Here is a 13,381-nt window from a genome sequence, read left to right on the forward strand (position 1 = left end):
CGATCCACAGGGGCCGTGCGCGCCTGCTTCCAGGGCCCCCACCGACGTCGACCGCCAAGCCGCTGAGTCTCAATCGTCTTCGGTGAGGAAGTCGGTCAGCGCGGCGGCGACGGCATCGGGCTGTTCGTCGGGGATGAAGTGTCCCGCGTCCGGCACGACGATCCCGGTGGCGTGGTCGGCCCACGGCCTGATGGAAGCTGCCATGTCGGGGATGGAGCCGTGGCTGCTGGAGATCCCGAGGACCGGGACGCTCAGGCGCTGTTGTGCCAGCGCTTCGTGGTTCTTCCGCGCCGACTCGGGGGCGTCCCGGTAGTAGGCCAGGGATGCGCGGAGACCGCCGTCGGCGGCCACGGACGCGGCGTACTGCTCAATGTCGGCGTCGTCGAAGGTGTCGGGGGCGAGGGTCTTGACCTTCAGGAACCAGCCGACGTACTCCCGTTCGCGGCCGGCGAGCAGTGTCTCGGGCAGGTCGGGCACGAGGTGGAAGGCGAAGTGCCAGGTCTTCCACGCCCGCTCGGGATCGGTCGGAATGGCGTCAGGGAGTGTGATGCCCGGGATGCCGGCGTCGAGCAGCGCCAGGCCACGCAGCTGGTCCTGGTACGTCAAGGCGAGGGAGAAGGCGACCCATGCGCCGATGTCGTGGGCGACCAGCCAGTATGCCGGGACTCCGAGCGCCTTGACCGCGGCGTGGACGTGCGCGGCGACCGTGTGCGTGTCGTAGCTGATGTCCGGGCGTTCGGAGTGGCCCTGGCCCGGCAGGTCGATCGCGATGACGTGGAATCGGTCGGCCAGGTTCGGCATCACCTTGCGCCATGCCCACCAGGTCTGCGGGAACCCGGCGAGCAGCACGACGGCCGGGCCGTCCGGCTGACCGCCCTGGACCACGTGAACCCGGACGCCGCCCGCGTCGACCCAACGGTGGGTGAAACCGGCCAGGTCGGGCAGCGGCAGGTCGCGGACCGGGTTGCCGGAGACGCGGGGGGCGCTTGCGGGGTCATTCATGATTTTCCTCCACTGGTGTGCGGTGTGTTGACGGTCGGCTGAAGGTGTCAGGTGTGCTGGTTGATTCGGTGCGTCGGCCGAGGACGAGGCCCACGAGCGCGGTGGACACGACGAGAGCGGCGAGCATGGTGCTGGAGGCCCGGGTCCCGACGGCCTGATCGGCGAGACCGAGCACCAGGACCGGACCGACGAGCCCGGAGTAGAGGAACAAGAAGTAGGTGGCAGTGAGCTCGGCTCGATTGCCGGGATCGCACAGTGCGTCGGTCACGCTCAGACCGTGTCGGAACAGCGTTCCGACCGCCGCGCCGGCGAAGACGGTGCCGACGATGAAAAGCGGCGCGGAGTGGGTCCACAGTGCGGCCTCAATGACGATCATCCCCACGGCGAGGAGGGCCGTCCCGATGTCGCGGCGCACCAGGGCCGCGGGCGTGACGGTCTGCGCCAGCAGTGCGCTGATGAACAGCGTGCCGACGCCCAGGCCGATGACGGCGAAGTTCGACACGCCCAGGTCGTCGCGCAGGAACGCGGGAGCCAGCGAGGAGAAGAACCCGTTGACGCCCGAGGAGGCCGCGACGAGCACGCCGCTGGCGACGAAGGACCGCACCCGGCTTGCTCCGTCGGGAAGGACCGGGCGGCGGATACGAGGCTGCCAGCGCACCGATCGGCCCGCGGTCTTGTCCGCGGTCTCGGGGATGACCAGCCAGACGACGCCGGCGACGGCACACGTCGCCAGGTAACACCAGAACACGGTGTGGGTCGGTGCCGTGACGCATTGCGCCAGGACGCCCGCGGCGACGACGCCGAGACTCAGGCCGCCGACGTTGGCCGCGGTGCTCAGCACGGCTGCCGTCCTGCGCCCGCGCACGAGTTCCGCGATCGCCGACGTTGCCGTCGCGGTGATGAGCCCGGTCGCCACGCCGCTCAGCACACGCGAGATCAGCAGGACCGTGAGGCCGTCCGCCAGCGCGAATCCCACAGTGCTCAGCGCCGTGAGGGCCAGCGACAGCGCGAGAACGGGACGGCGTCCCACGGCGTCGGACAGGGAACCGGCCACGAGCAGGGTGCCGACGACTCCGACGACGTAGGCGATGAACACGACCACGGTGGTGAGCGACCCGAAGCCGAATTGCGAGGCCCACAGCACGTACAGCGGGATCGTCAGGGTTCCGCCCGCCATGACAACGGTGTAGACGAACGCGATGGCGCCGACCGCGAGCACGCGGTGCGCGTGTGGCCGCGCTGTGAGGTCTGCGGGGTATCGGGCCAAGGTCATGCCTTCACCCTACCCCCATCTTGAACCGATCGGTTCAAGATGAGATGATGGTCTCACCGAGAAGGCAGGGCAGGAGGGAGGTGCGGCATGGCAGGCAAGAAGCAGTTCGACATCGATACCGCGCTCGATGCCGCGATGATCCAGTTCTGGCGGGCGGGCTACGCGGACACGTCGGTGGACGACCTGTCCCGGGCGACCGGACTCAACCGCAGCTCCATCTACTCCTCCCTCGGCGACAAGGACACGCTCTTCGTCCGCTGCCTGGAGCGCTACGCCACGCGGTACGGAGACAAGTACGACGCCGCGTTGTCCTGCGCCGCCGACCGGCCCCTGGCAGCCGCGCGGGCGTTCTTCGACATCACCCTGGAACGCATCGCCGACCCCGCTCTGCCCGACGGATGCCTGGTGGCCCAGACGGTCATGGGGACCCCCGTGCTGAGCGCGAGCGTCGCGGCGCGTGCACGGGAGGCGATCGGCCTCCAGCACACCCGGCTGCGCGCCGCGCTGAAGGCCGGCCGGCTGCACGACGAGGCGGCCGAGTCCTTCGCGACCCACCTCGCGGCCGTGAACCAGTCCCTCGCCGTCATGAGCAGAGCCGGAACGAGCACCGAGCAGCTGCGCGCCATCGTCGACGTGACCCTCGACGCACTTGCGCGGACTCTCGCCGCGAGCGACTGAGAAGTGTCCGGCGAAGCGGACTTCGCCGTCCGCCTGAGCGGAACCCGCCATGCGTCAGGGCGCGCGTCGAGGCGCGCCGGAAGGCGGACCCGAGCCCGGTGGTGCCCGGCACACCACGTCTCCTACCGCCCTCTCAGCTGCCGGGCTTGAGCAGGAGGCGCCCGACGACGTCCGTGCCGTTCTCCATGAGGTCGTGTGCCTGGGCGGCCCTGGACAGCGGGAAGCGCGCCGCGATCGGCGAGTGCAGCCGGCCGTCGGCGAGGAGGGACATCACGCGCAGGGCGTCGTCGTGCCGCGCCCCGCGCACGCCGACGATGTCGGCTTCCAGACGGGTGAGATCGAAGACGGTGAACGGCATCGGACCGGGCGGATTCTGCTCGCCGGCGGCCGGGCAGAGGCGGCCTCCGAGCCGGAGCACCTCCAGAGCCAGTCGCAGCAGGTCGCGGTGGCTGGCGTAATCAACGGCGTGGTCGACGCCCGCGCCGCCGGTGAGGTCGCGTATGGCGTGGCGGGCCGCGTCGAGGTCCTCGGTGACGACGATCTCCGCCCCGGTGACACCGCGCAGGGCTTCGGCGCGTGCGGCGTGCCGGGTGGTGGCGATGGTGCGCAGGCCGAAGATCTGGGCGAGCTGGAGGGTGGCCAGCCCCATCGGGCCGGCCGCTCCGGTGACGAGCAGGGTGTCACCCGGGGTGACCCGCAGCCGGTCGCGCAGTACGCGGTGGCTGGTGCCGTACGGCCACAGGGTGACCGCGGCCTGCTCGAGGTCGACGTGGGCGGGTACGGGCAGGAAGAGCCGTTCGTCGCGGACCACGTAGTCGGCGTAGGCGCCGGGGGCTTGATGGCCGGGGACGGCGATGCCGGTGGACAGGTTGCCCAGGCCCCGATAGGTCTCGGGGGCGTGCGGGTTCTCGGGGTGGACGACGGCCACTACCCGGTCTCCGGGCCGCAGCAGCCGGGTATCGGGCCCGGTCGCGACGACGGTTCCGGCGGCCTCCCGCCCCAACTGCTGGGGCATGGGGAAGGGGTTGCGACCGGGGAGTTTCGTGCCGGGTTGCAGTCCGCGGCGGTATTTCAGGTCCCAGCCGGAGACGGCGGCGGTGTCGACGGCGACGAGCACGTCCGTGGGGCCGAGGGCCGGCAGGGGCCTTCGCTCGTGGACGAGCCGGTCCGGGCCGCCGTGCTCGTAGACCCACACGGCGGCGGTGGTCGTGGGCAGCGTGGTCACCGGGTCTCCTTGCGCAGGGCCGCCGCGACGGCGGGGATGTCGTCGGGGCCCATGACGGCTGCGATGTACCGGTCGGGTTTGACCAGGACGAACCGATGACGGGCGGGGGCGAGGGCCTGTTCGAGACGGCCGTCGGCGTCCGCGACGGCCTCCCGGGTGCCGGCCGCCGGCGGCAGCCGGTCGTCCAGAAGGATGTCGATCCGTTTGATGCCCAGGACGTCGTCCGGCCAGTCCGGGCTGTCGAAGCGCTGCCAGGCGGCGTCGGGGACCTCGACGCCCAGCAGGGCGAAGGACGGGCCGAGGACCTCGTCGAGGAGCCGCGGACGCAGACTCGGCGGAACCAGCACCCGCGGCTGGGGCAGCTGGGTGCCCGTCAGGCCGTGGGCGCCGACGACCAGGCCGGCCTCGTGCCGGGCGCGCGGCCGAAACCGCATCTCGGTGAGGTAGCGCCGTCCGGACGGGGTGCACAGGAGCGTACGGGCGGCCACGTCGCGCAGCAGCGCGCGGCGCCGGTCGGTGGTCATGACGATGTCGCCGAGTCGTTCGGAGTGACGGACCATCGCGGTGGCGTGCTCGCGCCGCTCCGCCTCGTAGGTGTCGAGCAGGCTCTCCGGCATGCGCCCGTGCCACACGTCGTCGATCTTCCAGGCCAGGTTCGCGGCGTCGCGGATGCCGGAGTTGAGCCCCTGGCCGGCGAAGGGCGGCATCATGTGGGCGGCGTCGCCCAGGAGCAGGACGTGCCCGTCCCGCCAGCGGTCGGCGACGACAGCGTTGAAGGTGTAGGTGGTGCAGCGCTCGACTTGGTCCTCGGCGAGGGGCCGGTATGGCGCGACGAGCCGTCGGAGGGTTTCGAAGTCGGGGCGGACGCCCTTTTCGCCCTCGCCGGGGTGGAGGAGGAACTCGTAACGGCAGCGGCCGCCGCGGCCGGGCACGATGACGGTGGGCCGGCCGGGGGTGCCGTGGTGCATGCCGTAGCGCTCGTCATGATGGTCGCCGGTGGTGTCGGCGACCAGCCAGACCTGCTGGTGGCTGGTGCCGGTCATGCCGATGCCGCGCAGGTCCCGCACGGTGGAGCGGCCGCCGTCGCACGCCAGGACCCAGCTGGCCCGGATGCTCTCGGTGCGGGTGGTGCCCGGCGTACGGACGGTCGCGGTGACGCCGGCCGCGTCGGGGTCCTCGTCCACGGTGAACAGTTCGGTGGAAAAGCGGATGTCCGCCTCGGGACGGGATCTCACCTCGTCCAGCAGGAGCTTTTCCAGTTCCGGCTGGGCGAACTGGTTCTTGAAGGGGAAGCCGAGCCGGTAGGGGTGCGGGCCGCGGGCGTGGAACAGGGGGCGGCCCCTGCGGTCGTAGTAGCGGGTGCCGGTGCCGGGAACGACGATGTCCAGGACTTTGTCCGCCAGTCCCGCTGCCTGCAGGGCGCGCAGGGATTCGTCGTCCAGGCTGATGGCCTTGGCCTCGTCGCTGGTGGAAGGGTTGCGTTCGACCAGGATGAGCGGCACGCCGCGGGCGGCCAGGAGGTTGGCGACGGTGAGGCCGACGGGGCCTCCGCCGACGACGAGTACGGGGTGCCGCGGGTTCACGGGTTGACCACCACCATCCACAGGGGTTCCGTTCTGCTCCGCAGGGCGGCGACGGCCTCGGCCGCTTCGGTGAGCGGGTAGCGGTGGGTGATGAGTTCGTCGGCCCGCAGCGCGTTCCGGGCGAGGAGGGTGAGGACCTGCTGGGCGTCCGTGCGCGTGCAGGCGCGGGTCCCGATGACGCGCCAGCAGTTGACCATGATGGCGGCCGTGGGCAGCGTCAGCGGGCTGGGGTTGGCGCCCATGTGGACGAGGGTGCCGCCGGTGGTGAGTGCGGCGAGTGCCTGGGAGGTGGCCGGGCCTTCCGGGATGAAGTCGAGCACCGCGTCGGCTCCCCGCGGGGCGAGGCGGCGCAGGGCACGGGTGAGTCCGCCGTCCTCGGCCCAGGTGGCGGGCAGTTCCTCGAGCGCCACCAGGTCGGTGGCCACGCCCCCGGCGAGTCTGCTGACGGCGCGCAGCCGTTCGGCGCTGCGCCCGACGAGGATGAGACGGGCGACGCCGAAGTGGCGGGCGAGTGTGATGGTGGCCGTGCCCATCGTGCCGGTGGCGGCGGTCACCACGAGGGTGGATCCCAGGGGCAGGTCGGCGAGTTTGAGGGCTCGCACGGCGTTGGCCAGGTCGTGGACCTTGGCGCCCACGTCGAAGGACACGTTGTCGGGCAGGGGGTCCACCAGCCAGTGCGGTACCCGGATGTACTCGGCGAGGCCGCCGTCGTGATAGCGCTCGTAGAGCGGCAGGGGGCCGTCGCTGAAGGCGGCGTGTCCGATGAGTGCCTGCTGCGGGCACATCATGTCCCGGTCGGATCGGCAATACGCGCATGCGCGGCAGTTGAGGCTTGGATGCACGCGCACCCGCGTGCCGACGGCGACGGTGCCGGCCTCGTCGCCGGTGGCGACAACGGTGCCGGCCGCTTCATGGCCGAGGGTGGTGGGGAGGTGTGTGAAGGCTCCCTGGGCAAGCAAGGTCATCATGCCGGGAGCGAGTCCCGCGGATGCCACCTTGACCAGGACGTCCTGCGGTCCGGGCTCAGGTGTGTCGATCTCGTCCAGGTGGAGTGCGTCAGAGCCCTTCCGGGCGCGAGCGGCGAGCATGGTGGTCGTCATGGGATGCGGCTCCTGGGGGTCAGGGCTGGAGGGCGGCCAGGCGTTCGGGGGTGTACGGCTCCGCGGTCCTGGTCGTCTCGGCGATCTGCGGGAGATGCCGGTCGGAGAAGAGGGTGAGGTACTCATTCGGCTCACGGCACACGCTGGTCCAGGCAATGCCGAGCGGGATGCGGACGAAATCTCCCGGCCCCAGTTCGACGATTCCGCGCTGGCTGACGAGGGTTCGGTGCCCGCTGATCTGGTACTGGACCTCGTCCGCGTCGAGAGTGCGGCGGTAGGTGCGCTCCGCGGAGGGCTCACGACGCACCGTGCCCAGGCGAAAGCCCGGGGAGCGGTACATCCAGGAAACGCCGGGGTCACCCGTGCCGGTCAGGACCTGGAGGCGTTCCTTCTCGGCGTGCGCCTGCGCCAGCAGCCGCGGCTCGTCGACGGGCGCCACGACGATGTCGTGCCCGGGGGTCCCCAGGCACTGGGTGACCGCCTCGTTGACCGGGCCCGGTTCCCAGCCGGGGAACGGCGGAAAGACGATCTCGGATTGCCTGGCGGGGGAGCGTTCCTCCGTCACCGGCGCGGGGGCGTAGAAGAGCAGGTGGCTCTCGCGTCGTCCGTAGTTGTCATGAGCGACACCACGAGGGATCCGGGAGAACTCGCCGGGCCGGTGTTCCACGACGCCCAGCTCCGTCATCAGGGTGCGCTCGCCGTCGATCTGGTAGGAGATTTCGTCGACGTCGCAGTTGCGGTGGTAGAAGGGCTGGCGGTTGTCCATCGTCTGCCACTCGACGCGCAGATGTGCGCTTTCGTAGACCCCGCGCGGTGGCGCGAACGGCACGGCTTTGTACTGCTGCGAGATGTGCACCACGCTCAGCGGCTCGTGGTCCCGCCACAGCTCGACCGGGAAGGGATTGCTGTGCGGTGGCGACAGCAGGAGGTGCTCGTCGCGTTCGATGAGCCGGGTCGGCGCGGGCGAACAGGCGAGGGAGACGACTTCGTTGACGATGCCCATGAAACGTCCTTGGTCTGTCGGGTGGATGCGTCAGGCGCTGCGGGAGATGTGCTCGTCCAGAAATCGGTGAGTGCGCTCCCAGGCGGTCTCCGCGCTGTCCTGGACGTACATGTGCGGGCGGGCGTCGCAGGCGAAGGCGTGTCCGGCACCCGCGTACACATGGCTTTCGAACGTGACTCCGGCGGAGGTCAGGGCCTTGTCGATGGCCGCGACCTGTTCGCTGGGGATGGTGGGGTCGTCCGAGCCGACGTGCAGCAGCATGGGGGCGTCGATGCTCACGGCGCGGTCCACGACCGCATGCGGGCCGGCCGCGATGCCGGGACCGTAGAAGACCACGACGGCCCCCAGCCCGCTGATGCGGGTGGCGGCGGTGAAGGCGGCCCGGCCGCCGAAACAGAAGCCGTTGATCGCGGTGCGGGACGCGGGGACGTGTTCGCGCTGCTGGAGGTGGTCAAGCACGGCCTCGACGTCTGTGGTGATCGCATCCGGACCGATGGCACCGATCAGGGGCATCGCTTCGGCGTGCTGCTCGTAGCCCAGAGTGCCCACTCCGCTGCGGTGGAAGAGGTCGGGAGCCAGAGCGAGGAAGCCGCGAGCGGCATAGCGGCGTGCGATGTCCTGGATGTGGTCGTTGACACCGAATGCCTCCTGCAAGACGATCACGGCCCGGTCGGCGGGCCGGTCGGGGCGGGCGAGGTAGACCCGCATGGGACCGTCAGCTGTGGTGACGGTCGTCCAGTCGGTCGTCGCGGCGGCGGTGGTGGTGCGATGGTCGTTCACGGCGGAGAGCCCTTCAGCTGTTACGGGGTGGTCTCAGGCGTGCGCACGCTGTCTCAGCAACCCGGGAGTGGGCGGGCGGATCGGCGCACGAGGTAGCGGTATCCGGCCTCCAGCTGGCTGTCCGGCCAGCATTCGGCGCGTTTGCCCATGGCTTCGGTACGGCTGGACTGAACGCGGATCTCACCGGCCGCCATGGCCTTGAGCTGGACCGCACAGGCCCGTTCGAGAAGCACGGCGTGCATCACGGCGGCCGGTACGGACGTTCCGGCGGCGACCAGGCCGTGTCGGGGCATGAGCGCCGCCGGCGCGTTGCCCAGTTCCGCGGCGAGCGCCTTGCCCAGTGCGGGTGTGCTCACCAGCCCGCCCGTGCTCCGGAAGCGGGGCACATCCTCCCCGGCGAAGAGCGCGCCTTCGTGGGAGATGGGTCGAAGTTGGTGCCCAAGGGATGCGAAGGCGATCGCCGATACCGCGTGGGTGTGCACGGTGCAGATCAGCTCCGGTGCGGCTTTCAGCAGTTCGAGGTGGATGTGGCACTCCTTGTGCGGAGCGCCGGTCCCCTGGAGCACCTCGGCTTCGTAGGAGACGAGTTGAAGCCGCTGCTCATAGGTTTCTTCCAGCTCTTCCCACCCCCAGCCGGGTGCCTTGATCCAGATGCCGCGGCCCTCGGGGTCGCGTACGGCGACGTGGCCCCAGACCATGTCTGCCTGCCCCGCGGCACTGAGCGCGTGGGAAGCCTCGATGACGAGCCGGCGGGCCTCGCCGGCGTTCACGAGGTAGGCAGGGCGTTGTAGTAGCGGGCTGCCCCGGGATGAAGGGGGACGGGCGTCTCGCCCATCGTCACCGGGTCGAGCGGGTAGGTGACCGGGCTGCGCTCCGGGGCCAGATGGCGGTACTGCCCTTCGATGACATGGCGTGTCTCACCCAGCACCCAGGCAATCGCGTAGGCCAGATCATCGGCGAGATCGGCGCGGGTCAGGACGAGGAAGTCGGAGAAGTCAAGGGTCCGGAAAGCCTTGCACCCCGGGAAGTAGTCGTCGTCGACAACAGCGGCCGGCCATGCGAAGTCTTCGTACAGGCCGTCGAGAACGTCCTGCTCGACCTCCAGGAAGTTCATGAAGCGTCCGAGCTCCTGCCACGGCGGCAGCATGACCGCTTCATGGACGATGGCATTGGCCCGGCCTTCCCGCACGTGATCGAGGGACTCAAAAGGCCGCTCGTCCTCGAGCAGTTCGCCGCCCCAGCCGGTGATGTCGACTCCCGACCGCGTCAGGACCTCATGCGCGGCGAGTCCCACGTGGTTGACACCGTCATTGACGGAAGTGGCGAGACGCAGAGCGGGCTTGCTTTCCCGCAACTCGGCGAAGGTGTGGATGCCGAGGTCCTGGTGGACCGCGACCACCAGGCGGTCACGCTGGGGCACCACCCCCAGAGCGCGAAGATCAGGGAAGGACTCGTCCGCGTACACGCCACGGCCTTCGAGCGCCGCGACCGCGAAGGCCGTCGGGGTGGTCATCGCGACGTGGACTTCGCCGCGGCCGACAGCGCGCACGGCGTCGCTGAAGCCCCTGCTGTTCCAGGTCGCGATACGGGTGTGGGGACCGCACCGGTCGGCCAGCTCCTGAGCGATCCAACCACAGACTCGGTGAAGGTTGGCCCCGCCCCAGTCGCCTCGAAGGTGCAACGTCACGGAGCGATCGATCTTCGGCTCGGCGGGCCTGCCGGGCTGGGTACGACACGTTACGGGCTTCACAGCAGCTCCTGTCCTGAAAAAGAGGACTCACGTCCTGCTCTGCGGGCAAGCATAGAAGGTGCGGCGGCGAGGCGCGAGAGGAGAGGGAGGTAAATCTAGAGCTATACCTTTAGCACTAGAGTTAGTTTAGCCACCTGATGGGCGGGCGCGACCGAACACGGACACGCCGGGACGCGCCGTATCACCTCTAGCAGTAGAGGTATGCTCGTCGGCGTGAGCGCTCATGAGCCCAAGCAACTACCCGACGAGTTGATCCGCCTTACCTGGACGCTGCATCGCACGCTGCGCCAGCGGCAGACGCCACCAACGGGCGAAACACGCCGCCCCCTGGCACAGGTGGAAGTGTTGCGCCTCATCAGCAGCCAACCCGGCATCAGCGTCCGGGAGATCGGCACAGCGCTGGGCATGCAGCCCAACAACGTGAGCACACTGGTCACCCGGCTGACCCGCGCAGGCTTCATCGAACGCCGCCCCAGCACGCACGACCGGCGCTTCGTCGAACTGCATCCCACGGGAAAGATGATCACAGCGGGTGCCGAGGTCGACGACAGTCTCACCAAGGCCATTACAGAGGCCCTGAGCCGGCTTCCGCCGCAATCAGCGGAACGCATCGCCGCCGCCCTTCCGGACCTGTGGGACCTGGCACGCGCCCTCGCCCCCACCACGTGAACCGCGCGGACCTTGGCCCCCACCACCGCACGAGCCGGGCCCCCCTTCCCCTGAACGTCCTATCTTTCGAAACACGCGTCCTGTAGCTTGTATCTGCCGCAGACCGGGAAGGTGCGCGCACTTTGCCCCGGGTCCGCTCCTGGGCAGCCCAGCGGCGGCTTGGCAGCAGCTTCGACTTCTCCCCCTGAAGGGCAGAGCCATGTGGTACCTGACACTGCATCGTTGGACCGGTGACCGCGAACGCGCCATCGCCGAGGTCCTGCCGTCCCATCTGGCATGGATGCGGGAACGGCAACGCGCCGGCCAGGTCCTGATGGCAGGCCCGAGTCCCGACCGGGAGCTGGGAATCATCGTCGTGGGCCACATGTCCCGGGACGCGGTTGACGACCTCTTCCGCGATGAGCCCCTGGTCGCCGGCGGCTTCCGCGACTACGACGTCATCCCCTGGGAAGTGCATCATGCGCTCGGTGTCGGAGGCTTCGACGTGCCAGCGGTCACCGCCATGCTGGCCGGCGAGCACAGCTGACACCCGGGACGCCGGGCACAAGCCCCCGACGCCACCCCCGGCTGGGCCGCCGGGCCCACCCGGGGGGCTCGGGTTCCGCCCGCCCGGGCACATGCGCTCCCCCGGCGCCGGGGTGCCCCGGCCACCCCGCTTCGCCGCTCACCGGCACGGGCACGGGCACGGGCACCCGAGAATCCGGGAATCCGAGGAATCCGGGAATCCGAGGAATCCGGGAATCCGAGGAATGCGGTGCCCGTTGCAGCGAACAGGTTGTTTGTCGTACCCACAGGAGGCCCGCATGTACGGCGACCCGGCGACGGTCCGCAAGATCCTCACAGAGGTGGGAGACACCTGGGCGGTAGTGGGCCTGTCCTCCAACCAGCAGCGCGCGGCCTACGGGGTCGCAGGGGTCCTCCAGCGCCACGGCAAACGGATCGTACCCATCCACCCCCGTGCCGAGTCGGTGCATGGCGAGCAGGGATACCCGACGCTCTCCGCGGTTCCGTTCGCGATCGACGTCGTGGACGTCTTCGTCAACAGTGACCTGGCGGGCGCGGTCGCCGACGAGGCCGTGGCCATCGGCGCCAAGGCCGTGTGGTTCCAGCTCGGCGTCATCGACCCCGCGGCATACGAGCGCACCCGCGCCGCCGGGCTCGACATGGTGATGGACCGCTGTCCCGCGATAGAACTTAACTCCCCGGGTTAGGCTATCGAGCGCTGACCTGCCACGACGCACTTGGGGATGCATGGGATTCCCGCATCATCGCGGACGAGCGAGCCGTGCTGTTCATGATCGTTGACGAGAGGCCGACCATTGACGACCTCTCCCCCTTTGGCCGTGGCAGCCGCCAGGAACCTTCGCTACGGTCATCGGGAGACATGGCGAAGCCTCACCCGGCGCCACGGGGGAGGCACACGGACGGGGCCGCTGTTCTGATGACCTACGGAACGACGCCCTTACCGCCGCACCTGTTGCATGGGACGGCGTAGGCGACTGCGCCGCTGACGACGACCGTCGCCACCATCCGCGGACCACGCTTCCGCGTACATCCGCAGGCGTTCTCGCGCTGCGGATCCGACGCCCGCTGCAACTTGTCGACGAGCGCCACAAGGCCAGCTCGTTTTGGATCTACCCACTGTGTCGACATGACCACCTCCCGTGATGATGGTAGCTACGCGTCGCGCCTGCCCGTCAGGTCTTCGTCAGTTCGGCCCGCTCGGTCCGTCGCCATCCGGGTCCCCCGTGCATGTCCCTTCCGGGTCGGCGGGTCGGTGCTGGCAGCTCGCAGCGACGGGGAGAGAAGAGTCGCCCGGCGCGAGCCACAGAGCGGCATCGACGGTGAACCCCGCCGAGCTGATCTGCCTCTGCGTCTTGGTCAGCGCCTCGGGGTCACGGTTCTCCGGGTCCGGACGCTCCGGGACGTGGTGAACGAACCTGCCGACCTTGATGCACAGCCGTTGGTAGATGCGGGTGTTCAGGATCATCGCGTGCCATCCCTCGTCGACGACCCGGGACGGCGCCAGTGGCTCAGTAGCGCTCGCGACGGCCGCCACGAACTTCGTCGCCTCGTCGACGATGCGGCCAGCCAACATGGGAGACATGTCGGGGTTGCTGCTCATGACCGTGTCGACGACGGCCGCTCGATCTGCGTCGGAGAGCAGAGCTGTACCGTTGCTCATGTGCGTGCCTCTTCTTGTGAGTGGTGCGCTGCCCTCGTCCCGGTCACTGGCCTCCAAGCACGCGACCGGGACGAGGTTGTGTACGGCCCCCACTCCTCCGCCTGCCGCACGCAAGGCTCTGGAGTGGGGGCCG

At 69.8% G+C, this 13,381-nt stretch carries 14 protein-coding genes; 4 read left to right on the plus strand and 10 right to left on the minus strand.

Annotated features, from left to right (window positions below; all coding sequences use genetic code 11):
- Positions 1 to 69 precede the first annotated feature (69 nt).
- Complete coding sequence (locus tag AXW62_RS28635; RefSeq protein WP_060947063.1) at positions 70 to 1,002, minus strand: alpha/beta fold hydrolase; 933 nt, start codon at positions 1,000 to 1,002, stop codon at positions 70 to 72.
- On the minus strand, positions 995 to 2,221 hold the full coding sequence (locus AXW62_RS28640; protein ID WP_252368775.1) for an MFS transporter: 1,227 nt from the start codon (positions 2,219 to 2,221) through the stop codon (positions 995 to 997). The genes AXW62_RS28635 and AXW62_RS28640 overlap by 8 nt, the downstream gene beginning before the upstream one ends.
- A gap of 141 nt (positions 2,222 to 2,362) precedes the next feature.
- Here AXW62_RS28640 and AXW62_RS28645 point away from each other — a divergent pair, with 141 nt between their 5' ends.
- Entirely contained in the window at positions 2,363 to 2,953 is a 591-nt protein-coding gene (locus AXW62_RS28645) for a TetR/AcrR family transcriptional regulator (protein ID WP_060947065.1), read from the plus strand.
- A gap of 133 nt (positions 2,954 to 3,086) precedes the next feature.
- Here the strand turns inward: AXW62_RS28645 and AXW62_RS28650 are convergent, their stop codons facing one another.
- The 7 genes from AXW62_RS28650 to AXW62_RS28680 are packed head-to-tail and all read right to left on the minus strand — an operon-like array spanning position 3,087 to position 10,331.
- A complete protein-coding gene (locus AXW62_RS28650) occupies positions 3,087 to 4,178 on the minus strand; it encodes a quinone oxidoreductase family protein (protein ID WP_060947066.1) in 1,092 nt (363 codons plus the stop codon).
- Positions 4,175 to 5,761, minus strand: coding sequence for a bifunctional 3-(3-hydroxy-phenyl)propionate/3-hydroxycinnamic acid hydroxylase (locus tag AXW62_RS28655; RefSeq protein ID WP_060947067.1), 1,587 nt, complete (start codon positions 5,759 to 5,761; stop codon positions 4,175 to 4,177). Before AXW62_RS28655 ends, AXW62_RS28650 begins: the two co-directional genes overlap by 4 nt.
- A complete protein-coding gene (locus tag AXW62_RS28660) occupies positions 5,758 to 6,861 on the minus strand; it encodes an alcohol dehydrogenase catalytic domain-containing protein (protein WP_060947068.1) in 1,104 nt (367 codons plus the stop codon). Before AXW62_RS28660 ends, AXW62_RS28655 begins: the two co-directional genes overlap by 4 nt.
- Before the next feature lie 19 nt (positions 6,862 to 6,880).
- Complete coding sequence (locus tag AXW62_RS28665; protein WP_060947069.1) at positions 6,881 to 7,864, minus strand: cupin domain-containing protein; 984 nt, start codon at positions 7,862 to 7,864, stop codon at positions 6,881 to 6,883.
- Positions 7,865 to 7,894: 30 nt separating this feature from the next.
- Positions 7,895 to 8,644: a dienelactone hydrolase family protein gene (locus tag AXW62_RS28670; RefSeq protein WP_252368776.1), complete on the minus strand. Its 750-nt coding sequence runs from the start codon at positions 8,642 to 8,644 to the stop codon at positions 7,895 to 7,897.
- Between the two features lie 53 nt (positions 8,645 to 8,697).
- The gene (locus AXW62_RS28675; RefSeq protein WP_060947070.1) at positions 8,698 to 9,414 is read right to left on the minus strand and encodes a class II aldolase/adducin family protein; all 717 of its coding nucleotides are present in this window, start codon (positions 9,412 to 9,414) and stop codon (positions 8,698 to 8,700) included.
- On the minus strand, positions 9,411 to 10,331 hold the full coding sequence (locus tag AXW62_RS28680) for a TAXI family TRAP transporter solute-binding subunit (RefSeq protein WP_214516881.1): 921 nt from the start codon (positions 10,329 to 10,331) through the stop codon (positions 9,411 to 9,413). The genes AXW62_RS28675 and AXW62_RS28680 overlap by 4 nt, the downstream gene beginning before the upstream one ends.
- Positions 10,332 to 10,607: 276 nt before the next feature.
- On the opposite strand from AXW62_RS28680, the gene AXW62_RS28685 reads away from it, so the two are divergent.
- From AXW62_RS28685 to AXW62_RS28695, 3 genes are all read left to right on the plus strand, one after another.
- Positions 10,608 to 11,063, plus strand: a complete 456-nt coding sequence (locus AXW62_RS28685; protein WP_211282426.1) for a MarR family winged helix-turn-helix transcriptional regulator — start codon at positions 10,608 to 10,610, stop codon at positions 11,061 to 11,063.
- Between the two features lie 199 nt (positions 11,064 to 11,262).
- Positions 11,263 to 11,589: a YciI family protein gene (locus tag AXW62_RS28690; RefSeq protein ID WP_030841916.1), complete on the plus strand. Its 327-nt coding sequence runs from the start codon at positions 11,263 to 11,265 to the stop codon at positions 11,587 to 11,589.
- 277 nt (positions 11,590 to 11,866) lie between these two features.
- The gene (locus AXW62_RS28695; protein WP_060947073.1) at positions 11,867 to 12,274 is read left to right on the plus strand and encodes a CoA-binding protein; all 408 of its coding nucleotides are present in this window, start codon (positions 11,867 to 11,869) and stop codon (positions 12,272 to 12,274) included.
- 497 nt (positions 12,275 to 12,771) lie between these two features.
- On the opposite strand, the gene AXW62_RS28700 is transcribed toward AXW62_RS28695, so the two are convergent.
- Positions 12,772 to 13,248 (minus strand): glycine-rich domain-containing protein, encoded by a 477-nt coding sequence (locus AXW62_RS28700; protein ID WP_060947074.1) that lies wholly within the window; start codon positions 13,246 to 13,248, stop codon positions 12,772 to 12,774.
- Positions 13,249 to 13,381: the final 133 nt, after the last annotated feature.

Source organism: Streptomyces hygroscopicus subsp. hygroscopicus, from assembly GCF_001553455.1.
Taxonomy (GTDB): domain Bacteria; phylum Actinomycetota; class Actinomycetes; order Streptomycetales; family Streptomycetaceae; genus Streptomyces; species Streptomyces hygroscopicus.

What these genes read in the sequence shown, in the direction of transcription:
- AXW62_RS28635 (WP_060947063.1), bottom strand. Translation starts at nt 1,002, where the DNA reads ATGAATGACCCCGCAAGCGCCCCCCGCGTCTCCGGCAACCCGGTCCGC.
- AXW62_RS28645 (WP_060947065.1), top strand. Translation starts at nt 2,363, where the DNA reads ATGGCAGGCAAGAAGCAGTTCGACATCGATACCGCGCTCGATGCCGCG.
- AXW62_RS28660 (WP_060947068.1), bottom strand. Translation starts at nt 6,861, where the DNA reads ATGACGACCACCATGCTCGCCGCTCGCGCCCGGAAGGGCTCTGACGCA.
- AXW62_RS28665 (WP_060947069.1), bottom strand. Translation starts at nt 7,864, where the DNA reads ATGGGCATCGTCAACGAAGTCGTCTCCCTCGCCTGTTCGCCCGCGCCG.
- AXW62_RS28690 (WP_030841916.1), top strand. Translation starts at nt 11,263, where the DNA reads ATGTGGTACCTGACACTGCATCGTTGGACCGGTGACCGCGAACGCGCC.
- AXW62_RS28695 (WP_060947073.1), top strand. Translation starts at nt 11,867, where the DNA reads ATGTACGGCGACCCGGCGACGGTCCGCAAGATCCTCACAGAGGTGGGA.
- AXW62_RS28700 (WP_060947074.1), bottom strand. Translation starts at nt 13,248, where the DNA reads ATGAGCAACGGTACAGCTCTGCTCTCCGACGCAGATCGAGCGGCCGTC.